The organism is Acidovorax sp. NN32 (genome assembly GCF_057597245.1).
Genome location: NZ_CP199679.1, coordinates 4,973,456 through 4,994,925 on the forward strand (window position 1 = coordinate 4,973,456; position 21,470 = coordinate 4,994,925).

The 21,470-nt window shown below is 66.1% G+C and carries 20 protein-coding genes; 6 read left to right on the plus strand and 14 right to left on the minus strand.

The window, feature by feature from the left end:
• Positions 1 to 31 precede the first annotated feature (31 nt).
• The 5 genes from ACT89O_RS23005 to ACT89O_RS23025 form a co-directional block, all read right to left on the minus strand.
• Positions 32 to 1,633: a Re/Si-specific NAD(P)(+) transhydrogenase subunit alpha gene (locus ACT89O_RS23005; protein WP_487261292.1), complete on the minus strand. Its 1,602-nt coding sequence runs from the start codon at positions 1,631 to 1,633 to the stop codon at positions 32 to 34.
• Between the two features lie 63 nt (positions 1,634 to 1,696).
• Entirely contained in the window at positions 1,697 to 2,431 is a 735-nt protein-coding gene (locus ACT89O_RS23010) for a hypothetical protein (RefSeq protein ID WP_121421491.1), read from the minus strand.
• A 317-nt stretch (positions 2,432 to 2,748) separates the two neighbouring features.
• Positions 2,749 to 3,813, minus strand: a complete 1,065-nt coding sequence (gene fba / locus ACT89O_RS23015; RefSeq protein ID WP_055398457.1) for a class II fructose-bisphosphate aldolase — start codon at positions 3,811 to 3,813, stop codon at positions 2,749 to 2,751.
• Positions 3,814 to 3,892: 79 nt separating this feature from the next.
• Positions 3,893 to 5,284, minus strand: a complete 1,392-nt coding sequence (locus ACT89O_RS23020; protein ID WP_487261293.1) for a histidine kinase dimerization/phospho-acceptor domain-containing protein — start codon at positions 5,282 to 5,284, stop codon at positions 3,893 to 3,895.
• Complete coding sequence (locus tag ACT89O_RS23025) at positions 5,281 to 5,988, minus strand: response regulator transcription factor (protein ID WP_487261294.1); 708 nt, start codon at positions 5,986 to 5,988, stop codon at positions 5,281 to 5,283. Before ACT89O_RS23025 ends, ACT89O_RS23020 begins: the two co-directional genes overlap by 4 nt.
• A 79-nt stretch (positions 5,989 to 6,067) precedes the next feature.
• On the opposite strand from ACT89O_RS23025, the gene ACT89O_RS23030 reads away from it, so the two are divergent.
• The gene (locus ACT89O_RS23030) at positions 6,068 to 6,808 is read left to right on the plus strand and encodes a phosphatase PAP2 family protein (protein ID WP_487261295.1); all 741 of its coding nucleotides are present in this window, start codon (positions 6,068 to 6,070) and stop codon (positions 6,806 to 6,808) included.
• A gap of 19 nt (positions 6,809 to 6,827) precedes the next feature.
• Here the strand turns inward: ACT89O_RS23030 and pyk are convergent, their stop codons facing one another.
• The 5 genes from pyk to ACT89O_RS23055 all read right to left on the minus strand — a co-directional run bounded on the left by pyk (position 6,828) and on the right by ACT89O_RS23055 (position 11,743).
• Positions 6,828 to 8,264 carry a pyruvate kinase gene (gene pyk, locus ACT89O_RS23035; RefSeq protein ID WP_055398460.1) on the minus strand — a complete coding sequence of 479 codons (1,437 nt, stop codon included), beginning with the start codon at positions 8,262 to 8,264 and terminating at the stop codon, positions 6,828 to 6,830.
• A gap of 113 nt (positions 8,265 to 8,377) precedes the next feature.
• On the minus strand, positions 8,378 to 9,163 hold the full coding sequence (locus tag ACT89O_RS23040) for a CPBP family glutamic-type intramembrane protease (protein ID WP_487261296.1): 786 nt from the start codon (positions 9,161 to 9,163) through the stop codon (positions 8,378 to 8,380).
• A gap of 14 nt (positions 9,164 to 9,177) precedes the next feature.
• Positions 9,178 to 10,575, minus strand: a complete 1,398-nt coding sequence (locus ACT89O_RS23045; RefSeq protein WP_487261297.1) for an aminopeptidase P N-terminal domain-containing protein — start codon at positions 10,573 to 10,575, stop codon at positions 9,178 to 9,180.
• Positions 10,572 to 11,357, minus strand: a complete 786-nt coding sequence (locus tag ACT89O_RS23050; protein WP_487261298.1) for a nucleotidyltransferase family protein — start codon at positions 11,355 to 11,357, stop codon at positions 10,572 to 10,574. The genes ACT89O_RS23045 and ACT89O_RS23050 overlap by 4 nt, the downstream gene beginning before the upstream one ends.
• Positions 11,354 to 11,743 (minus strand): S-adenosylmethionine decarboxylase family protein, encoded by a 390-nt coding sequence (locus tag ACT89O_RS23055; RefSeq protein WP_431151130.1) that lies wholly within the window; start codon positions 11,741 to 11,743, stop codon positions 11,354 to 11,356. The genes ACT89O_RS23050 and ACT89O_RS23055 overlap by 4 nt, the downstream gene beginning before the upstream one ends.
• A gap of 123 nt (positions 11,744 to 11,866) precedes the next feature.
• Between ACT89O_RS23055 and tkt the strand changes: the two genes are divergently transcribed.
• A complete protein-coding gene (gene tkt, locus ACT89O_RS23060; protein WP_487261299.1) occupies positions 11,867 to 13,948 on the plus strand; it encodes a transketolase in 2,082 nt (693 codons plus the stop codon).
• 88 nt (positions 13,949 to 14,036) lie between these two features.
• Entirely contained in the window at positions 14,037 to 15,035 is a 999-nt protein-coding gene (gap, locus tag ACT89O_RS23065) for a type I glyceraldehyde-3-phosphate dehydrogenase (protein WP_055398466.1), read from the plus strand.
• A 211-nt stretch (positions 15,036 to 15,246) separates the two neighbouring features.
• On the opposite strand, the gene ACT89O_RS23070 is transcribed toward gap, so the two are convergent.
• Positions 15,247 to 16,395, minus strand: coding sequence for a mechanosensitive ion channel family protein (locus ACT89O_RS23070; protein ID WP_176887423.1), 1,149 nt, complete (start codon positions 16,393 to 16,395; stop codon positions 15,247 to 15,249).
• A gap of 375 nt (positions 16,396 to 16,770) precedes the next feature.
• Between ACT89O_RS23070 and ACT89O_RS23075 the strand changes: the two genes are divergently transcribed.
• Together ACT89O_RS23075 and ACT89O_RS23080 are read left to right on the plus strand one after the other, a co-directional pair.
• Positions 16,771 to 17,148 carry a DUF4398 domain-containing protein gene (locus ACT89O_RS23075; RefSeq protein WP_055398468.1) on the plus strand — a complete coding sequence of 126 codons (378 nt, stop codon included), beginning with the start codon at positions 16,771 to 16,773 and terminating at the stop codon, positions 17,146 to 17,148.
• Positions 17,149 to 17,256: 108 nt separating this feature from the next.
• On the plus strand, positions 17,257 to 18,177 hold the full coding sequence (locus ACT89O_RS23080; RefSeq protein ID WP_055398498.1) for an OmpA family protein: 921 nt from the start codon (positions 17,257 to 17,259) through the stop codon (positions 18,175 to 18,177).
• Between the two features lie 93 nt (positions 18,178 to 18,270).
• Here the strand turns inward: ACT89O_RS23080 and ACT89O_RS23085 are convergent, their stop codons facing one another.
• The 3 genes from ACT89O_RS23085 to ACT89O_RS23095 form a co-directional block, all read right to left on the minus strand.
• The gene (locus tag ACT89O_RS23085; protein WP_436131388.1) at positions 18,271 to 19,290 is read right to left on the minus strand and encodes an aldo/keto reductase; all 1,020 of its coding nucleotides are present in this window, start codon (positions 19,288 to 19,290) and stop codon (positions 18,271 to 18,273) included.
• Positions 19,291 to 19,349: 59 nt separating this feature from the next.
• Complete coding sequence (locus tag ACT89O_RS23090) at positions 19,350 to 19,958, minus strand: YdeI/OmpD-associated family protein (RefSeq protein ID WP_487261300.1); 609 nt, start codon at positions 19,956 to 19,958, stop codon at positions 19,350 to 19,352.
• Positions 19,959 to 20,022: 64 nt separating this feature from the next.
• Positions 20,023 to 20,850, minus strand: coding sequence for a sigma-70 family RNA polymerase sigma factor (locus ACT89O_RS23095; protein WP_487261301.1), 828 nt, complete (start codon positions 20,848 to 20,850; stop codon positions 20,023 to 20,025).
• Between the two features lie 159 nt (positions 20,851 to 21,009).
• Here ACT89O_RS23095 and ACT89O_RS23100 point away from each other — a divergent pair, with 159 nt between their 5' ends.
• A complete protein-coding gene (locus ACT89O_RS23100) occupies positions 21,010 to 21,363 on the plus strand; it encodes a FlxA-like family protein (protein ID WP_487261302.1) in 354 nt (117 codons plus the stop codon).
• Positions 21,364 to 21,470 lie beyond the last annotated feature (107 nt).

Below are 21,470 nucleotides of genomic sequence, written 5' to 3' on the forward strand. Positions count from 1 at the left end.
TGTGCTCCTCGTTGTTCTTGTCGTTATCGGACTACTTGCGGAACATGGCGAGCATGCGGCGCGTGACCGCAAAGCCACCGAACATGTTGACGGCCGTGAGCACCAGGGCCGCAAAGGCAAGCCAAAGGATGAGCCCATCAGGGCGCCCATTGATGCCCGCATCGGGCGGCGCAATCTGCACCAGCGCGCCGATGGCGATGATGCTGGAAATGGCGTTGGTCACGCTCATCAGCGGCGTGTGCAGCGCGGGCGTGACGTTCCACACCACCATGTAGCCGATGAAACAGGCCAGCACGAACACCGTGAAGTGCCCCAGGAAGGCCACAGGCGCATAGGCACCGATGGCCCAGAACAGCACGGCCAGCACGGCAAAAACAATGGTCAGCGTCTTGGCGGACATGGGGGCACCGGGGCCATGGCTGGATTTCTTGGCGGCCACGGGTGCCGCCGCAGCCTTGGGTGCCGGTGCAGGGGCCTGCTTGAGCGGTGGCGCAGGCCAGGTGATGGCACCATCCTTGACCACGGTAAGGCCCCGGATCGCGTCATCCTCCATATTGACCACGGCCACGCCGTCCTTGGCCTTGCACAGCTCTTCTGTCAAGCGCAGCAGGTTGGTGGAATACAGGGTGGACGACTGCTTGGCCAAACGCGAAGCCAGGTCGGTGTAGCCGACGATGGTCACGCCATGGCGCACCACGGCCTGGCCGGGCACCGTCAGCTCACAGTTGCCGCCTTGCTCGGCAGCCATGTCCACGATCACGCTGCCGGGCTTCATGCTCTGCACCATCTCGGCCGTGATGAGCTTGGGCGCGGGCTTGCCGGGGATCAGCGCGGTGGTGATGATGATGTCGGCGTCCTTGGCCTGCTCCGCGTACATCTTGCGCTGCGCGGCCTGGAAGCCCTCACTCATGACCTTGGCGTACCCGCCGCCGCCCGAGCCTTCTTCCTCGTAGTCCACCTTGACGAACTCACCGCCCAGCGACTTGACTTGGTCGGCCACCTCGGCACGTGTGTCGTTGGCGCGCACGATGGCGCCCAGGTTGGCTGCTGTGCCGATGGCCGCAAGACCCGCCACGCCAGCGCCTGCAATGAACACCTTGGCTGGCGGCACCTTGCCCGCCGCCGTGATCTGGCCGTTGAAGAAACGGCCAAAGGCGTTGGCCGCCTCGATGACGGCGCGGTAGCCGCTGACGCCTGCGGTGGAGGTGAGTGCGTCCATCTTCTGCGCGCGGGAGAGCGTACGTGGCAGGCAGTCGATGGCGAGCACCGTGGTCTTCTTCGCGGCCAACTGCTGCATCAGTTCCGGGTTCTGGGCGGGCCAGATGAAATCGATGAGCGTCGAACCCTCGCGCATCAGCGCCACTTCGTCGCTGCTGGGCGGGCGCACCTTGAAGACGATATCGGATGCAGCCCACAGCGCGGCAGCGTCGCCCACGATCTGGGCCCCGGCGGCGCGGTAGGCGTCATCGCTGAAATTGGCGCCATCCCCAGCCCCCGACTCCACAGTGACCGCGAAGCCCAGCTTGATCAGCTTTTCCACCACATCGGGCACGGTGGCCACGCGCTTTTCACCGGGGAAGGTCTCCCTGGGCACGCCGATACGCTGCGGCTGCGGGACGGGGGTTGTCTGCATTAGAGGTCTCCTCGAGTTTCGTAATCGTTATGCAAGGCCGCCAGGCAGGGAAAAACTGGCGAGCTAGGGCCTGGATGTGGGCGTGGGGAACGGGAAAGGCGGAATGGCCAGGTGGCCGTCCACCATGCCGGCGCTCAGGCGCGCAGCCTGGGCCAGGTCATAGGCCCACTGCTGGAAGGGCAGACCTGCGAGCAGGAACTCTTCGTTGTTGCGCGGCCGGACGCTGATCAGCCGCTGGTCCACCAGGGCATCCACCGCCACCCAGACACCCGCTTCGGTGACGTAGCGGTAGCTCACATGCGCATAGGGGGTGCTCAGCGCGATCTGGCGGCTGGCCATCCATTGGCCCAGATCGGGTCGGTTCTTTTCAAGCCACTTGGGGCTGCTCGCCCAAAGCTTGAAGCGCAGGCAGTCGGCGCGCACGGGGCTGCCATCCGCGGGATCTTTGACCACGACGTCCTGTTGCGGCGGGCAGTACCCCACCCCTTGCGGAGACCCGCGCAGATCGCCGGTGCGGTTGGTCTGCACGCGCACCGCAGCCAGCCATTCGCCTTGTGCACCCCGCAGCGCCACCGCACGCGTCTGGAGCGGGGTACGGCCTGCGGGGCTGGATGTGGCTTCTTCGGAGGTTCCCAGGTCCTGCCACGCCCCCGGCGGCAACACCAGACGGGCGCGACCCACGGGATATTCGGACTTGGGAGGAACGGTCAGGGGCGCGCACGCCACCGTGAACACCGTCACGGCCAACACAGGCAAGAGAGGCAACAGCCGCCGGAACTTTGAAATTGTCAGAGTCATAGAGAAAGGTTCATACGAATTCGCCTTCAATCATCCCACGGCACCCGAGTCCGTCCATCGACGGCTTCTGCCATGCAACAACCAGCTCGGTGTAGCTGGTGAGAAATGTGTTGAAAGCGCCCTGGTATCGGACACTTCTTGCGGCGCTGCCGGTGGGCAAGCTGACCGCGAGCTTACATGAAGAAGATCTTGTCGCTGTCACCTTTGTCTGCTGTAGAGGGAACTCCCCAGTCTCTGCATGCAGACAGGCAAAAAAAAGCCTGGCAGCACAACGCAGCCAGGCTGGGCAGCGGCCCCGCAGGGCCTCATGCCAACGATCAGTTCACCACTTGGGCCAGCGTACCCGCAGCGTACTGGGCGGCCACAACCTGGAGGCTGAGGCCCTTGATCTTGCTGCCCTGGCCTTCGCAGCCGAACTCCAGGTAACGCTGCTTGCAGACCTGCTTGGCAGCTTCGCGGGCAGGCTTGAGCCATTCGCGGGCGTCGAACTTGTCGGGGTTCTCAGCCAGGAACTTGCGCACCGCGCCGGTCATGGCCAGGCGGATGTCGGTGTCGATGTTGATCTTGCGCACGCCGTGCTTGATGGCTTCCTGGATTTCCTCGACTGGCACGCCGTAGGTTTCCTTCATCTTGCCGCCGTACTGGTTGATGATGGCCAGCAACTCGGCGGGCACCGACGAGGAGCCATGCATTACCAGGTGGGTGTTGGGGATGCGCTGGTGGATTTCCTTGACGCGGCTGATGGCCAGGATGTCGCCCGTGGGCTTGCGGCTGAACTTGTAGGCGCCGTGGCTGGTGCCGATGGCAATGGCCAGGGCGTCCAGTTGCGTGGCCTTGACGAACACGGCGGCTTCTTCAGGGTCGGTCAGCATCTGGCTGTGGTCGAGCTTGCCTTCAGCGCCAATACCGTCTTCTTCACCGGCTTCGCCGGTTTCCAGGTTGCCCAGGCAGCCCAGTTCGCCTTCGACCGTGACGCCCACCTTGTGCGCCATGTCCACCACCTTGCGGGTCACTTCCACGTTGTACTCGAAGGAGGAAGGCGTCTTGCCGTCTTCCATCAGCGAGCCGTCCATCATCACCGAGCCAAAGCCCAGGTCGATGGCGCCCTGGCAGACCTTGGGCGAAGTGCCGTGGTCCTGGTGCATGACGAGCGGAATGTGCGGGAAGGCCTCGACCGCTGCCTGGATGAGGTGCTTGATGAAGGGCTCACCCGCATATTTGCGGGCACCGGCGCTGGCCTGCAGGATGACCGGGGCGCCCACTTCGTCGGCGGCGGCCATGACGGCCTGGACCTGCTCCAGGTTGTTGACGTTGAAGGCAGGGATGCCATAGCTGTTGGCAGCGGCATGGTCGAGCAGTTCGCGCATCGAAACGAGGGGCATGGTCGTAGGGTCCGTTGAGGGTTGGGGAAGGCGCTGTAAGCCGGGCTTGGCGGTGGTAACCGCTTGGTAACTCGCAATTTTAACCGGGGGGCGTGACCGCCGAAGGGGGCAAATCCAACCGAAAACAGGTGGTAAAGGGCGGGGCGGCAGGCGCTGGCCCGAAATGGCCACCATGAATGTCTGCGACCCGCCGCAGGATCTCGTGGCCCAGATGCAGGCTGTCCGAGGGGTTTCTCGGCCCCGGAGCGACAGACGCATCGCCCTGGCGCCGCGCGCCGTCGTCGCACACCTGCAGCCATGCACCCGCCCCGTCAGAAGCACCTACCTGCACGGCGATGTGCGTGCCGTCTGGTGTGTGTTTGAGCGCGTTCTCCACCAGATTGCGCGCCGCGATGTCCAGCAGCAGCGCATGCCCAGACACCCACAGCGCCGGTGGCGCCGACAGTGCGATGTCGTTGCCCCGCTGCCAGGCCGCCTGGGCATAGTCGGCACACACCTGGCGCGCCACCGCGCACAGATCCACCGGCGCCTTGGCCTCATGCAGTTCGGCCCGGCTCGCGCGCGCCAGGGCCAGCAGCTGGTTGAGCACATGCCCTGCACGCAGGGCATCCTGGCCAATGCGGGCGATGGCCTGCGCCCGGGCGGCCGCATCCAGTTCGCCGCCCAAAGCACTGGCCTGCAGCGCAATGGAGGACAGGGGCGTGCGCAATTCGTGCGCGACTTCATTGGCCAGCCGGCGCTCGCGCACCATCGCCGCCTGCTGGCGGTCCAGCAGGGTGTTGATCGATGCGACCACGGACTCGAACTCGTTCCAGGCATGGCGTGACGCCAGGCGCTGGGTGCTGGCGGGGTCGAGCGCCGCCACGTCGGCCGACAGGGCATACAGCGGGCGCAGACCGCGCCACAGCGCAAGCCCGAGAGCCAGGGACACCACGGGCAGCAACCACAGGCCGGGCTCGATCATCTGCTCGGCAATGTCCTGGGCCAGCTCGTCGCGCTCGCGCAGCTCCAGCAACACCATGACCTTGTGCGTGCGTGCCGCATCCCACTGGGAAAAACTGCGCCACACCACACCCTTCGCCCCCAGCGCCATATTGGCGAACCCCTCGGCGGCGCTGAAAGCAGGAACGGGCGCCGTACCGCTGTGATGGAGCAGACGCCCCTGCGCATCCCACTGGACGACGCTGAGCGATTGCTGGTAGTCGTGCGACTTGAGCCAGGGTGTGGCGACCCGCTGGGTGACCTGGGGCCCCTCGGCAGCCTCGTTCGCACGCAGGTTAAGCAACAGGGCGGCCACGCTGGCCAGGTGCCCGTCGGTCAGTTCATCCGCTTCGTGCACCCCCGTCTGGTAGCCCATGAACACAAAGCTGCCCCACACCAGCACCAGCGCGCCCAGGGACCACAGCAGCAGCTGCCGGGTCAGCGACGGCCTGCGCGCACTCCCCCCGGGCGTTGCGGCAGCAGCGCTCATGCGGCCGCCTCCTGGGGCATGAAGTAGCCCACACCTCGCATGGTCTGGATACATGCGCTGCCCAGCTTGCGCCGCAGGTGGTGAATGTGGACCTCCACCGCATTGCTCTCGATGGCCGCATCCCAGCTGTACAGGCGCTCTTCGATCTGCTGGCGCGAGAGCACCCGCCCCCGCGCCTCCAGCAACACCAGCAGCACCGAAAACTCCCGGGGCGACATCTCCACCAGCTTGCCGCCTTGGTGCACCGTGCGCACCGCAGGGTCCATCTCGATATCGCCATAGCGGATGGTGGGCGAGGCGCGCCCGGCGGCCCGGCGCAGCAGGGCGCGCAAGCGCGCATCCAGCTCGTCCATGTCAAAAGGCTTGGCCAGGTAGTCATCCGCCCCCTGGTCCAGCCCCGCAATGCGCTGGTGGACCTGATCGCGGGCGGTCACGATGAGTACAGGGGTGGAGGGATCGGGCAAAACCTGCGCAGAAGCCGCTCCCCCCGGCGCCGGGCTCAGGCGCAACCGCCGCAGCAGATCGCCGCCATCACCGTCGGCCAGCCCCAGATCGAGCAGCACGGCATCAAAGCGCTCCGCGCGCAACGCCCCCCAGGCACTGGCCACGCCATCACACACATCCACCGCATAGCCACGTTGCTGCAGGTTCGTGCGCAGGCCTGCGGCAATGCCGGCATCGTCTTCGACAACGAGTATTCGCATGCAGCGATTGTCGCCGGGCGCGGCCACCTGCGCAGGGTCATTAAGGCGGCGTTAAGTGGCGCGCCCTATGGTCGGTGGAATGCTGCCCACGCCTTCCTCGCCCCGCCGCTTCGCCCACGACCACCGTACCTTGCTCCTGTGGACCCTGGGCATCCTGATCGCCATAGTGGCATGGGACGCTGGCGGGCAAGACATCCCCCTGGCCCGCGCGTTTGGCTCGGCCAACGGGTTTCCACTGCGAGAACAATGGTTCTTCGTGCAGGTGCTCCACGAAGGGGCCCGCCGCCTGGGATGGCTGCTGGTGCTGCTGCTGGCACTGGGCGTGTGGTGGCCCTGGGGGGTGCTGCGGCGTCTGGATATGGGTGAGCGCCTGCAGATGGCCATCAGTGCCTTGCTGGCGCTGGCAGCCGTGAGCGTGGGCAAGAACCTCAGCACCACCAGCTGCCCCTGGGACCTGGCGGAGTTCGGCGGTGTGGCGCGGTATGCCTCCCACTGGGCGCTGGGCGTGGTCGATGGCGGCGGTGGGCGGTGCTTTCCGGCGGGCCATGCCTCGGCGGGTTTTGCCTTCGTGGGGGGCTACTTCGCGCTGCGCCACAAGGCACCGGCTGCCGCGCGCTGGTGGCTGGCTGCGGCGGTGCTGGCAGGCTTGGTGCTGGGTGGAGCCCAACAGGTGCGGGGCGCGCACTTCATGAGCCACACGCTGTGGACGGGCTGGCTCTGCTGGACGGTGGGCTGGCTGTGCGACCTGGGAGCGTTGGCACTGCGCCCACGCCTGGCGGCGTTGTCTCTCGCCAACGACCCGCCACACGCGGCCAGCTAACGACTCAGAACCTGGCCATTCAGCTCGCCACGCAGATCTTCAGCATATTGGTCCCGCCCGGCGCACCCATGGGCTCGCCGCAGGTGATGGCGTAGACATCGCCCTTTTGCACGATGTTGCGGTTCTTGAGGTGGCGCTCGGCCTGCTCAAGGGCCGTATCGCGGTCAGCACTGGTGTCCATGAGCAGGGGGCGCACGTTGCGGTACATGGCCATCTTGCGCTGCGTGGTCACCTTGGGCGTGAGCGCATAGATGGGGATGCGGATGCTGTGGCGGCTCATCCACAGCGCCGTGGCACCGCTGTCGGTCATGGCCACGATGGCCTTGGCGCCCAGGTGGTGGGCGGTGAACAGTGCGCCCATGGCAATGGACTGGTCGATGCGGCCAAAGGTCTGGCCGGTGAAGTCCGCGTCCAGGTGATGGTCTTCCGCCGCCTCGGCCGCTGCGCAGATGGTGGCCATTTCTTCCACGGTTTCGAGTGGGTAGCGGCCTGCGGCCGTCTCGGCGCTCAGCATCACGGCGTCGGTGCCGTCCAGCACGGCGTTGGCCACGTCACTCACCTCGGCGCGCGTGGGCACGGGGTTGGTGATCATGCTTTCCATCATCTGCGTGGCGGTGATGACGACCTTGTCCAGCTCGCGCGCCATGCGGATCATCTTCTTTTGCAGCGCGGGCACGGCCGCGTTGCCCACTTCCACCGCCAGGTCGCCGCGCGCCACCATGATCCCGTCGCTCACGCGCAGGATGGCTTCGAGGTGCGGGATGGCCTCGGCCCGCTCGATCTTGGCGATCAGGCCCGGCTTGTGGCGGTACTCGGACGCGGCCACATTGCACAGCTGGCGCGCCATTTCCATGTCGGTCGCGTTCTTGGGAAAGCTCACGGCCACGTAGTCGGCCTGGAAGCTCATCGCCGTGCGGATGTCCTCCATGTCCTTGGCCGTGAGGGCCGGTGCCGTGAGGCCGCCACCCTTCTTGTTGATGCCCTTGTTGTTCGACAGCTCGCCACCCACCTTGACGGTGGTGTGCACTTCCTCGCCGCGCACCGCATCCACCGTGAGCACGATCAGGCCGTCATTGAGCAGCAGCAGGTCGCCCGCCTTCACGTCGCGTGGCAGCTCCTTGTAGTCGAGGCCCACGCCTTCGATGTCGCCCAGTTCGGTGCGCGATGCATCCAGCACAAACTTGGCGCCCGACTCCAGCTGCACCTTGCCCTCGGCAAACTTGCCCACGCGGATCTTGGGGCCCTGCAGGTCGGCCATGATGGCCACCTCGCGGCCCGCGCGCTGGGCAGCGGCACGCACGGTGGCGGCGCGGTCGATATGGTCCTGCGCCTTGCCGTGGCTGAAGTTCAGCCGCACCACGTTCACCCCCGCTCGGATCATGGCCTCCAGTAGTGCCGGGTCGCTGGAGGCGGGGCCCAGAGTGGCAACAATCTTGGTGGCGCGGCGGGTAGGCATGGGTTTGTCTCTTTCTCTCGTTTGTCTGGTGGATGTAATCGAGTTTCAATTCTCACACGAAGCGGTTACAGGCGAGTTACCCCTTGCATCCGCCCTGCGGTCCAAAAGCCCCATCAGAGCAACGGGGATGACAACAGATGCGCCAGCACATGCGCCAGGATCGCCGCCTCCAGCCCGTGGCGCGCGTAGAGCCAGCCTGCCACCAGGCCAAAGGCCGTGTTGCCCACCAGCACAAACACCACGACGGGCACCGTCAATGCGCCCGCCAGCGCCTGCGCGGCAGGCAGATGCCCCAGCGCAAACAGCAGCGCACTGAGCAGCACCGCGCCAGCCACCAGCCCCTTGCCCGGCTGGCCCTGTCCGCCCTGCACCACGCGCCAGCCCAGCCACATCAGCAAGGTCATCACGCCCCAGCGCAACAGCAGCTCTTCGGTGATGCCGCCATACAGCAGCTTGACCACCAGCGGCATGGCGCTGGCAGGGTCCGACGGCTGGAGCGCTGCGGGCGCCACCTGGGACAGCACCCACAACCACGCGGCGCCCACCACACCGCCCAAGATGCCAAGCAGGGACTGGACACGCAGCGCGGGGCCGATGGGCTGGCCGACCAGCCAGGAAGACACCACGGGCGCCCGCAGGCCCACGCGGGGCGCCAGCCACACGCCCACCGCCACAGCCAGCGCCAACAGCGAGGCGGTCTGCAACCCGCTGAGCAGCAGCACGGCCCACAGAGGCAGCGGTAGCAGCGCCTCGTTGGCCCTCAAGGTTGGGAACAGCGCCCAAACTACCGCCACCACGCCGGGCATGCCCAGCAACCACAGCACACCGCCCAGCCGCCACTTCGCGGGTTGCCTCAGAGCACCCGCTACATCCACGCCTGCAGCATTGTTCACGGCCATGGATTTGCCCACGCTCAGGTGCGCATCAGCGCTTCGATCTCGTCGGCCTTCACGGGCACGCCCCGCGTGATCAGTTCACAGCCCGCGTCCGTCACGATGGCATCGTCTTCAATGCGGATGCCGATGTTGTGGAACTGCTCAGGCACGCCATCGGCGGGGCGCACATAGATGCCCGGCTCGATGGTCAGCACCATGCCGGGCCGCAGGATGCGGCTGGGGCGATTGGTGATGGTCTCGCCCGAGAGCGGGTCTTTGCGTTCGCTGGTCTGCCCCACCTCGCCGGGCTCCACATAGCTGCCGCAGTCGTGCACGTCCATGCCCAGCCAGTGGCTGGTGCGGTGCATGTAGAACTGGAAGTACGCGCGCTTGTCGATCACGTCCTGCGCCGACCCCACCTTGTTCTTGTCAAGCAAGCCCAGGTCCAGCATGCCCTGCGCCAGCACGGCCACCGTAGCGTCGTGCGGGTCGTTGAAGCGGGCACCCGCCTTGGTGGCCGCCACGGCCGCTTCCTGGCTGGCCAGCACCAGGTCGTACAGCGCACGCTGGGGGCCTGTAAATGTGCCGTTGGCGGGGAAGGTGCGGGTGATGTCGCTGGCGTAGCTGTCCAGCTCGCAGCCCGCGTCGATCAGCACCAGCTCGCCATCGCGCACCGGGGCCGCATCGGCGCGATAGTGCAGCACGCAGGCGTTCGCGCCCGCCGCCACGATGGAGCTGTAGGCCGGGTACTGCGAGCCTGCGTCTCGGAACGCGTGCAGCAGCTCGGCATCGAGGTGGTATTCGCGCACATCCTCCCCGGCGCGCAGCATGCGGGCCGAGCGCTGCATGGCGCGGATGTGGGCCTGCGCGCTGATGCTGCTTGCGCGACGCATGATGTCCTGCTCATGCGCGTCCTTGAACAGGCGCATCTCGTCGAGCAGCGTGCACAGGTCGTTCTGTTCTGCGGGGCAGATGGCGCCATAGCGCACACGGCCGCGCACCACGTTGAGCCAGCCCTCCACCCGCGCCGCCAAGCCGCTGTGCGTGGCAAACGGGTACCAGACGCAGGCCGTGTTTTCGAGCAGGCGCGGCAGCTTGCCGTCCAACTCGGCCATCGAATGAGCCGCGTCCACTCCCAACGCAGCGGGCGCGGCGGCCGGGCCGAGGCGGTAGCCATCCCAGATCTCGCGCTCCAGGTCCTTGGGCTGGCAAAACAGCGTGCTGCGGCCGTCGTGGGCCAGCACCAGGCAGGCGCCCGGCTCGGTGAAGCCGGTCAGGTAGTAGAAGTAGCTGTCGTGGCGGAACAGAAAGTCGCTGTCCCGATTGCGCGGGCGCTCCAGCGCCGTAGGAATGATGGCGATACCCCCGGGGCCCAGCTGGGCAGCCAGGTGCGCGCGGCGCTGGGCGTAGACAGAGGCAGGCACGGTGGTGTTCATGGCGCGTTGGAAGAAAAGGAGTTGAGTTCGGCCAGCCGCTCGGGCGTGCCCACATCGGTCCAGCGGCCGGTGTAGAGCTGCGCACTGACGCGGCCATTGTCCATTGCACGGCGAAGCAGCGGCGCCAGCGGGGCTTTGATGCCGCTGGGGTTTCCGGGCGGAATGTCGCACCACGGCGCCGCAAACAGCTCGGCGCGCAACAGGGCGATGGTGCTGTAGGTGTAGCGTGGCGCGGGGTCGTCGGCGAGCAGGTTCAGCGCCAGGCCGTCGGCCGACAGGCCAAAGTCGCCACGCGGGTTGTGGGTGGGGTTGGGCACCAGCCACAGGTGGGCCAGATGGTCGCTGGCCTCGAAGGCCTCCACGGCGGCGCTGTCGAACACGAAATCGGGCGCAAACACATCGCCTGCGGCCAGCCAGAACACCGGGCCGAGCTGCGGCAATGCACGGGCGATGCCGCCGGCGGTTTCCAGCGCACCGCCAAAGTCCACGCCTTCGTGCGAGTATAAAATTGATAGCTGCTTACGCTTATTCATCAAGCGCTGGAGGCCAAAAACACCTAGAAAATGGTCGCTGATCTGCGCCCCCAGCCACGCGGTGTTGATCACCACCTGTTCCACACCCGCCTCCTGCAGCGCCGCCAAGTGCCACTGCAGCAGCGGCTGGCCCTGCACCGGCAGCAGAGGCTTGGGCGTGCGGTCGGTCAACGGGCGCATGCGCTCGCCACGGCCTGCGGCCAGCAGCAACGCGGGTACCTGGTGATGGGAGGCGGCACTAGAACTCATGCTGCCACCTCGTTCACAGCACCCCGTTGCAGCGCATGGCGTTCCACCGTGGTGGGGTCGAACAGGGCCAGCAGCGCGTCCATCAGCGCACGCGCCTTGGCCGAATGGTCGGCGCCGAAATTGCACACATACACATCCAGCGTCACCGCGCGCTGCTCGGGCCATGTGTGCACGCACAGGTGGGATTCCGCTAGCAAAACAGTAGCAGTCACTCCGCCAGGGCCATGCGCCGTGGCCGGAAACTCATGAAACAAATGCCCCACGGGCTGCAGCCCGGCGGCGTGCACCGCATCGGTACAGGCGTGGCCCAGGGCGGCGGCGTCCAGCAGCCAGGCAGGGGCACAGCGGCAGCCATGGAGATCGGCGGTGAGGTGCAGTCCTTGCATGGCCCGCACTGTAGTGCATTGCCACCGGGCTTCCGGCTTGCAGCCTGCGAATTCAGGTGGGCGAAAGCCGCCCCGGTAAAATGCCAGGTTTCCCCCGAATCACCCACCCTGAACCCTCCCCCCATGGCCAACACCCAGCAATCCCAACAGATGGCAAATGCGATCCGCGCATTGGCCATGGACGCCGTTCAACAAGCCAACTCCGGCCACCCCGGCGCCCCCATGGGCATGGCCGACATGGCCGTGGCGCTGTGGAGCCGCCACCTCAAGCACAACCCTACCAACCCCCAGTGGTTTGACCGCGACCGGTTTGTGCTGTCCAACGGCCACGGCTCGATGCTGCTGTACGCGCTGCTGCACCTCACCGGCTACGACCTGCCGATTGGCGAGCTGAAGAACTTCCGCCAGCTGCACAGCAAGACGCCCGGCCACCCCGAAGTGGGCTACACCGCTGGCGTCGAGACCACCACCGGCCCGCTGGGCCAGGGCATCACCAATGCCGTGGGCTTTGCGCTGGCCGAAAAGCTGCTGGCCGCCGAGTTCAACCGCGAAGGCCATGCCGTGGTGGACCACCACACCTACGCCTTCCTGGGCGACGGCTGCCTGATGGAAGGCATCAGCCACGAAGCCGTGTCTCTGGCAGGCGCCTGGAAGCTCAACAAGCTGATCGCCCTGTACGACGACAACGGCATCAGCATCGATGGCCAGGTCGCTCCCTGGTTTGCCGACAACACCCCCCTGCGTTTTGTGGCCAGCGGCTGGAACGTGATCGGCCCCATCGACGGCCACGATGCTGACAAGGTGGCCGCCGCCATCGAAGAAGCCAAGAAGCAGACCGAGCGCCCCACCCTGATCGTGTGCAAGACGCACATCGGCAAGGGCAGCCCCAACCGCGCCAACACCGCCAAGGCCCACGGCGAACCGCTCGGCGCCGAAGAAATCGCGCTGACCCGCGAAGCCCTGGGCTGGGCCAGCGAACCCTTCGTGATCCCCGAAGACGTGTACGCCAGCTGGGACTGCAAGGCCAACGGCCAAGCTTTTGAGGCCGCCTGGAACGACCGCTTTGCCGCCTATAGCAAGGCATTCCCCGAGCTGGCTGCCGAGCTGACGCGCCGCATGAATGGCGACCTGCCCGCCAACTTTGCCCAGGTGGCCGTGGACACCGTGGTGGCCGCCCATACCAAGGGCGAAACCGTGGCCAGCCGCAAGGCCAGCCAGCTGGCGCTGGAAGCCTTCACCGCCGCCCTGCCCGAGCTGCTGGGTGGCAGCGCCGACCTGACCGGCTCCAACCTCACCAACACCAAGAGCACGCCCAACCTGCGCTTTGACATGCAGGGCAACGTGGTCAAGACCGAAGCCGCGAATGGCGACAAGGTCGGTGGCCGCCACATCAACTACGGTGTGCGCGAATTCGGCATGGCCGCCATCATGAACGGCGTGGCGTTGCACGGTGGCTTCATCCCCTACGGCGGCACCTTCCTCACGTTCAGCGACTACAGCCGCAACGCCATCCGCATGGCTGCGCTGATGAAGCAACGCGTGATCCACGTGTTCACGCACGACTCCATCGGCCTGGGCGAAGACGGCCCCACGCACCAGTCCATCGAGCACGTGGCCAGCCTGCGCCTGATCCCCAACCTTGATGTGTGGCGCCCCGCCGATACGGCCGAAACCGCCGTGGCCTGGAGCGTGGCCCTCAGCAACCGCGACAAGCCCACCGTTCTGGCCCTGTCGCGCCAGAACCTGCCCTACGCCCCCAAGCGCGACCTGGGCGACATCTCGCGCGGCGGCTATGTGCTGTCCAAACCTGACGATGTCGGCCTCAAAAAGAAAGCCGTGGCCGTGATCATCGCCACGGGCTCCGAAGTGCAGCTAGCCCTGAAGGCCCAGCGCCTGCTGGCCGACAAGAAGATCCCCGTGCGTGTGGTCTCCATGCCCAGCACGACCACCTTCGACCGCGAAGACGCCAAGTACAAGAGCAGCGTGCTGCCCGCCGGCGTGCCCCGCGTGGCCGTGGAAATGGGCGTGACCGACGGCTGGTGGAAATACGGCTGCGCCGCCGTGGTGGGCATCGACACCTACGGTGAATCGGCCCCCGCGCCGGTGCTGTTCAAGCACTACGGCTTCACCGAAGAGAACGTGGCCGACGCAGTGCTGGTGGCCATCGGCGCGGCCCGCCTGAAGCCCGCCAAGAAGGCCCGCTAAAACTTCTCCTGCCCGCTGTGCCCCGCTGCCAGCGGGCGCGCGGCGGCAGATTCCCGATTTCGACTTTGCAACTTTGAAGAGGCTCCCTATGACGATCAAGATTGGTATCAACGGCTTCGGCCGCATCGGCCGCAACGTGCTGCGCTCGGCCATCCAGAACTTCAGCGACATCGAAGTCGTGGGCATCAACGACCTTCTGGAGCCCGAGTACCTCGCGTACATGCTGCAGTACGACTCGGTGCATGGCCGCTTCAAGGGCGAAGTCTCGGTCGAGGGCAACACCCTGGTCGTCAACGGCAAGAAGATCCGCCTGACGCAAGAGCGCGACCCCGCCAACCTGAAGTGGAACGAAGTCGGCGCCGACGTGGTGATCGAATCCACCGGCCTGTTCCTGGACAAGGTCACCGCGCAGAAGCACCTGGACGCTGGTGCCAAGAAGGTCATCCTGTCGGCCCCCTCCAAGGACGACACCCCCATGTTCGTGTTCGGCGTGAACCACGACACCTACGCGGGCCAGGCCATCATCTCCAACGCATCGTGCACCACCAACTGCCTGGCCCCCGTGGCCAAGGTGCTGAACGACAAGTGGGGCATCAAGCGCGGCCTGATGACCACCGTGCACGCAGCCACCGCCACGCAAAAGACCGTGGACGGCCCTTCGAACAAGGACTGGCGCGGCGGCCGCGGCATTCTGGAAAACATCATCCCCTCCAGCACCGGTGCTGCCAAGGCCGTGGGCGTGGTGATCCCTGCGCTGAACAAGAAGCTGACCGGCATGTCCTTCCGCGTACCCACCTCCGACGTGTCGGTGGTGGACCTGACGGTGGAACTGGACAAGGCTGCCACCTACGAAGAAATCAAGGCCGAGATGAAGGCCCAGTCCGAAGGCGCCCTGAAGGGCGTTCTGGGCTACACCGAAGACAAGGTGGTGGCCACCGACTTCCGTGGCGACACCCGCACCTCGATCTTTGATGCCGACGCTGGCATTGCCCTGGACGGCACTTTCGTGAAGGTCGTGAGCTGGTACGACAACGAATGGGGCTACTCGAACAAGTGCCTGGAAATGGTGCGCGTGGTATCCAAGTAAGTAAGACTTGCGCAAAAGGGGATCAGGCGCCATGCTTGTCCCCGGAACGCAACGGCGGACTCAGGCCTGTTTGCGCAGGTCTTGAAAAGTTTTCCCTTTGAAGATGAAGAAGCGCTAGTAGCAACTACCCTGTTCAAGCCGGTCGCCTGCCAAGGCCACCGGCTTTTTTTTGCCCGCCCTCCGCGCATAGCAGGTACGGAACACCTGGCATTCAACGGTCACCACCCCCAAGAGCTGCCGCTGCTGAGGCCGCCACAGCCAGCGGCGCAGGCCCCGGCACCTGCCCTGGAGCACTTGCGATGTGCACCGTGCGGGTGGGGAAAGCAAACTCCACCCCCATGGCCTTGAACTCGCGCAGCAGCCCGAGGTTGATGGACTGCTGCAGGTCCATGTACACGTTGAAGGCCGGGTCTTCGACGATATAGACCACCTCGTAGTCGAGCGAACTGGCGCCAAACGCCTTGAAATGCGCGCGGTCAAAACGCAGCTGCGGCTGGGCTTCGATGAGCTTGCGCACCACACCCGGAATGGCCTCAGCCTGCTCGGGGGTGGTGTCATAGGCCACGCCAAACGTGAACACGATGCGCCGCCGCTCCAGCATGCGAAAGTTGCTGATGGTCTGCTTGAGCAGGTCGGTGTTGGACATCACGATCTGCTCGCCCTGCAGGCTGCGGATGCGTGTGGTCTTGAGACCAATCACCTGCACCGTGCCCGACACATTGCCCACCACGATGAAGTCGCCCACCTCAAACGGCTTGTCCACCGCGATGGCGAGCGAGGCAAACAGGTCTCCCAAGATGTTTTGCACCGCCAGCGCCACCGCAATGCCGCCCACGCCCAGGCTGGCGATGAAGGCCGTGATGTTCACACCCACATTCGACAAAATGGCCAGCAGCACCACGCTCCACAACAGCGTGCGCAGCCCCCAGGACATCAGCGTGGCCGAGGCACTGACCTGCGTCATGCCACTGGACGAGTGCCGCTCCACATAGCGGCGCACGCCAATGCCAATGGCACGCATGCCCCACAGGCCCATTTGCAGCGCCACGGCCACAAACCACAGCTGGCTCAGGCGGCTCTCCCAGCGGCCGGGCAGGTCCAGCAGGCTCGCGCCCACGAGCAGAGCCACCACCAGCATCAGTGTGCGGCTGGTGCCTTCCAGCACATCCACCATGGTCAGCGCCATGCCGCTGTGCGACTGCGTGGCCCACACCTTGGCGCGGCGGGTCAGCAGGTGGAGCACCACAAGGATGGCTGCATAGGTGGCCGTGGTGGCTGCCAGGGCCACGCACAGGCTCCACAGCGGCACGCCGGCAAAGGTGGTCTCCTGGACCCAGGTCATAAAGGTGGATGGCTGCATGCGGGGACTCTCCTCTTCGTGGTGCAGTGACGGGATGGGGCGCGCGGGGGCGGGGCTGATACACGGGGTCGACCCGTGACCTCGGCCATGCAGGGCGCTTCAGCCCCGCAATGGAGCGCTGAGGTGCGCAACGTCCTTGATCGAGACCCCGTGGAAGTCAGAGTTCCGCAGTTGATCAGGCAACGGCCAATGCGCCGCTGGTCTGCCCCCGTTTGCAAGTGTTCGTAAGACATGCCCCACAGCAATACAGAGGCAGGGCCTACGCCCCGGTACTGCGCGGGCCCCAACAATGCATCAACACCAGAACATCGCTGGCTGCCCGCCCGAAACCTCGGTGCGGCACATCCCACAACCTCCACAGGAGTCCACCACACCATGCATTCATCCGCACTGATCCGCACCGCCACAGCGGCACTCGCACTGGGCGCACTGGCCGCCTGTTCCTCCACCCCCGCACCCACCGAGCAAATGGCCGTGAGCCGCACCACCGTGAACCGCGTTGCGGCTGCCCCGGCTGTAGCCACGAGCGCCCCCGTGCAGTTGCAACAAGCGCGCGAGAAGCTCATGCAGGCCGAAAAAGCCATGGCTGAAAAGGACTATGTGGCCGCGCGCCGCCTGGCCGCTGAGGCCGAGGTAGATGCCCGCGTGGCCGAAACCCGCGCCGACGCAGCCAGCAATGCCGCCAACCTGACGCAAGTGCAAGACGGCATCCGAGCGCTGCAAGAAGAAATCAACCGCCGATCGCCGCGCTAGGCCAGCGCCAGACGTTGAAGCCTTAGCGCCCAACCTGGCTTCGACTCACGCCCAACACCGTTGAGGCCCCGCGATTGACCTCCCCCCCATTTCAAGGAACACCTGACCATGCATCGCTTTTTTCACCGAACCACCGCCCTGTGCACCAGCCTGATTGCCGTAGGCCTGTTGGCCGCCTGCGCCAGCACCACCCCATCGCCCGCGCTGGAAGAGGCCCGTACCGCAGTGAGCACCGCTGCAGGAGACCCGGCCGTCAACCAGTACGCGCAGCTCGAACTGAAGCAAGCCACCGACGCACTCGCCAAGGCCGACCGCGTGTGGGCCGATGACCGCGACACGTCCGAGACCAACCACTTGGCATACATCGCCCGCCAACGCGCCGAGATCGCCACCAACGCGGCCCGCGCGCGCCAGCTCGATGCCAACATCCAGCAAGCGGGCAGCGAAGCCGACCGCATCCGCCTGCAGGCCCGCACCCAAGAGGCTGACGCAGCCCGCCTGCGCGCCCAGCAAGCCCAACAACAGGCGATGAGCGCAGAGCAACGTGCGGCCCAACAGCAGGCCCAGGCCACGGCCGCCATGGCCCAGGCCAACGCCGCACAAGACCGTGTGCGCGCCCTCGAAGCACAACTGCGCGAACTCGAAGCCCAGCAAACCGAACGCGGCCTGCTGGTCACTCTGGGCGATGTGCTGTTTGCCTTCAACAAGGCCGAGCTCTCCGCCCAGGCCGGCCCGCGCCTGGACAAGCTGGCCAACTTCCTCAAACAGTTCCCGGACCGCAAACTGCTGATCGAGGGCTACACCGACAGCGTGGGTAGCGACAGCTACAACCAGGACCTGTCAGACCGACGCGCCCAAGCCGTGCGCGACGCGCTGGTGCAGCGCGGTGTGGACACCAGCCGCATCACCGCACGCGGCTACGGCAAGGCCCACCCCGTGGCCGACAACGCATCGCCCGAAGGCCGTGCGATGAATCGCCGCGTGGAGATCGTGATCGCCGATGACAAGGGCAACCTGCGCGGGAGATAAAGTACCCCCCTGAGGCGCTGCGCGGCGACCACTGGCTTGAGCCACGCCGGTTTCAGCGGCCTATATCGATAAACGCGTCAAAGACCGCGCCGCTTACGCCGCGCGGTCTTCAAACGTTTCGGTATCCACTTCGCGCGCGCTCTGGGCGTTGTAGCGATTGCCCACCACCGTGCGCTCATTGATCAGCGCGCCCAGACGCTCCATGGTGGCAGCATCCAGTCGCACGTTCACGGCACCCAGGTCGTCGTGCAGATGCTCCACGTTCGTGGTTCCTGGGATGGGGATGATGTGCTCACCTTGGTGCAGCAGCCACGCCAGGGCCAGCTGGGCGGGCGTGCAGCCCACATCGCGTGCAATCGCCTGGTAGCCATCGAGCAGCTTCAGGTTGGCCGCATACGCCTCGGGTGCAAAACGCGGCATGGCACGGCGAATGTCCTTGGCGTCCAGCGTGCTCACATCGGTCAAGCCGCCACACAAGAAACCCCGTGCCACCGGGCTGAACGCCACAAAGGCCACGCCCAATTCTCGGCAGGCGTCCAGCACGGCAATCTCGGGGTTGCGCGTCCACAGTGAATACTCGGTCTGCATCGCCGTGATTGGGAACTCGGCATGCGCGCGGCGCAGCGTGGCAGCAGACACCTCGGAGAGACCCACAGTGCGAATGTGCCCCCGCCGCACCAGCTCGCCCAGTGCGCCCACGCTTTCCTCAATCGGCACGCTCTTGTCCCAGCGGTGCAGGTAATACAGGTCGATCACATCGGTCTGCAGGCGGCGCAGGCTGTCTTCGCAGGTCTTTCGCAGCGTATCGGGCCGCCCGTCGATCACGCGCACCAGCTTGCCGTCACCCGCCACATCCACCCCCTGCATGCCGCATTTGCTGGCCAGCGTGAAGCGGCTGCGGTGCTGCTTCATCACACGGCCCACCAGGGTTTCGTTGGCTCCAAAGCCATAGAGCGTGGCGGTGTCGAACAGCGTCACGCCCGCATCAAGTGCAGCCAGCAGCACGCGCTCGCCCTGCTCGGCAGACACCGGCGCGCCATAGGCGTGCGACAGGTTCATGCAGCCCAGGCCGATGGCCGAGACGGAGAAAGGTCCAAGGTTTCTTTGTTGCATGTCGCGAGCTTACGGCAAGCGCGGCAACCCAGCGGGTGGCTCGGGCTTGGGTGCGGGGCCTAAGATTTTGCGGCCGATGGCCGCTTGGCCCACAGCTCAATGCGCTCACCCGCAGCGCAGGCGGCCACCAACTCCGCAAACCGTGCCTCGCGGGTCGCATCGCGCTTGGCGGATGCGACCCAGTGCAGCATGCTCTTGCGATAGCTGGGTGGCGTGGACTCCTGAAAGAACCGCCACGCGGCCTTGTTGCGCTGGAAGGCGCGCTGCAGCGACGCCGGCAGCTCGACCACTGCCGCCTGCTCGTGGGAATAGATGGCCGACTTGTGCGCCTTTCGGTGGGCAAAGGCCGCGAGCCCCGCGGGCGTCATGCGGCCTGCCGCCTGCAACTGCTCCACCTTGGCGATGTTGACCGCGCTCCAGATGGACGACGGCTTGCGCGGGGTGAAGCGGATCGAATACGTGTGCTCGTCAATGCGCCGCCGGATGCCATCGATCCAGCCAAAGCACAGGGCTTCGTCCACCGACTCCGACCAGCTCATGCTGGGGCGGCCCGAGCCCACCTTGTGAAAACCCACCAGCAACTCCGGCGCGCTGTCTGCATGGCGCTCCAGCCACTGGCGGAACGCCTTCGGGGTGGCAAAGAAGGTGGGGGTGGTCTGAGAGGCCATGGTGCTGCGAACGTCTTTTTGTGCAGGCGGGCGGCTGGCAATTGCTGTTGTGCGGGTGCGTCGGCTAGGCCACCACGCCTTCGTGCGCCAGCTCGGCGCATGGCCCCAGGGGCAACACGCACAGTGTCACGCCATCCAGCGTAAGCACCAAACCCAGTTGCCCACCTACCTGCACCACACCACCCGCCTTGGCCCGTGGGCGTCGGGCTTGGTGCTGCAACGGGAGCACGGCATGCACCGCACCATGTATGGCCAATGCACTGACCGGCGGCTGGCGCAGCAGGGCCCACAGGCCCTGTGCGTCCCGCGATTGCAGCGACTGCAGGTACAGGCGCAGCAGCGCAGGGTCGGCGTCCTTGGATTCATCGTGCCCATCACCACGGCGGGCCTCCTCTTCGGCCCGCCGCAGGCGTTGCAACGCGCGGCGCAATTGCTGGCGGCTGGCCGCCTCCGTCCGGCCGGTGGCCTGCGCCAGCTCGGCGTGGCTGGCATCGAACACAGCATGCAGCAGCACCGCAGCCCCCTCCACGGGCGTCACGCACGCCGCCAGCCGCCGCAACGCCAGCGTGGCTTGCTGCGCCAGCGCGGCATCGGCCTCTGCCGAAGGCGCGACCGAAACGAGGGCATCCCCTTGCGCTGCCTGGATGGTCTCTGCCGCCCACTGCGCCATCCACTGACGGCGACGCAGTCGATCAATGGCCAGGTTGCGCACCACCGTCAGCAGCCACGCCTGGGCCGCATTGAGCGCCGGGGCGTTGGCCTCCAGCGCACGCACATAGGCGTCCTGCACGGCGTCCTCGGCCTCGGCCGGGCCCAGCAGGCGCGTTGCGGCACGCAGCAAGGTGCTGCGGCTGGCGTTCACCAGCGCCATCAGGTGTTCATCGTTCTGCATCGGGGCATGGTGCCACAGGCTGAAGCCGGCCACACATCGGCAGACAATGGCTCGCAGGCTGTTGTCTCTACCTCCGTCACATGGGTTGGCGGCGTTCAACAGCCCGCAGCGCGAGAGGGCCGCCGGTCAACTTTCCTTGCGCCTTGCCGATAACCAGGGATGCAAATTGCCAGCACCACCTCCACCACCGGCCCGGTCTCTTCCTCCAGTGGCAGCAGCGACATCGCCAAGCTGCAAAAGCAGCTGCGCGAGCTGACCGAGCAGCTCAAGGGCTTGGCCAGCTCCGACATGGATGCCAAGGCCAAGCAACAGAAGGCCAAGTTGCTGCAGGCCCAGATTCAGATGGTGCAGGCCCAGATCACGGCGATACAGCGCGCGCAACAGCAAGAGCAGCAACGGGCCCAGGCAGCGAAGGCCGAAGGCGCTGCGGCCAGTGCCGCACAGCAGCAGAAGGCAGTATCCGCAAAGAATCAACCCGCTGGGCTGGGCAACAACGTCGATACCTACGCCTGACAAGAATGGCTTGCTGAGTGGGCGCTCCCAGTCTGCAAGCCCCCGCACCCGGCATGCACCAGCGCCGCATTCGCCTGCGGCGTCCGCGACAAGCTCCGCCCGCCATT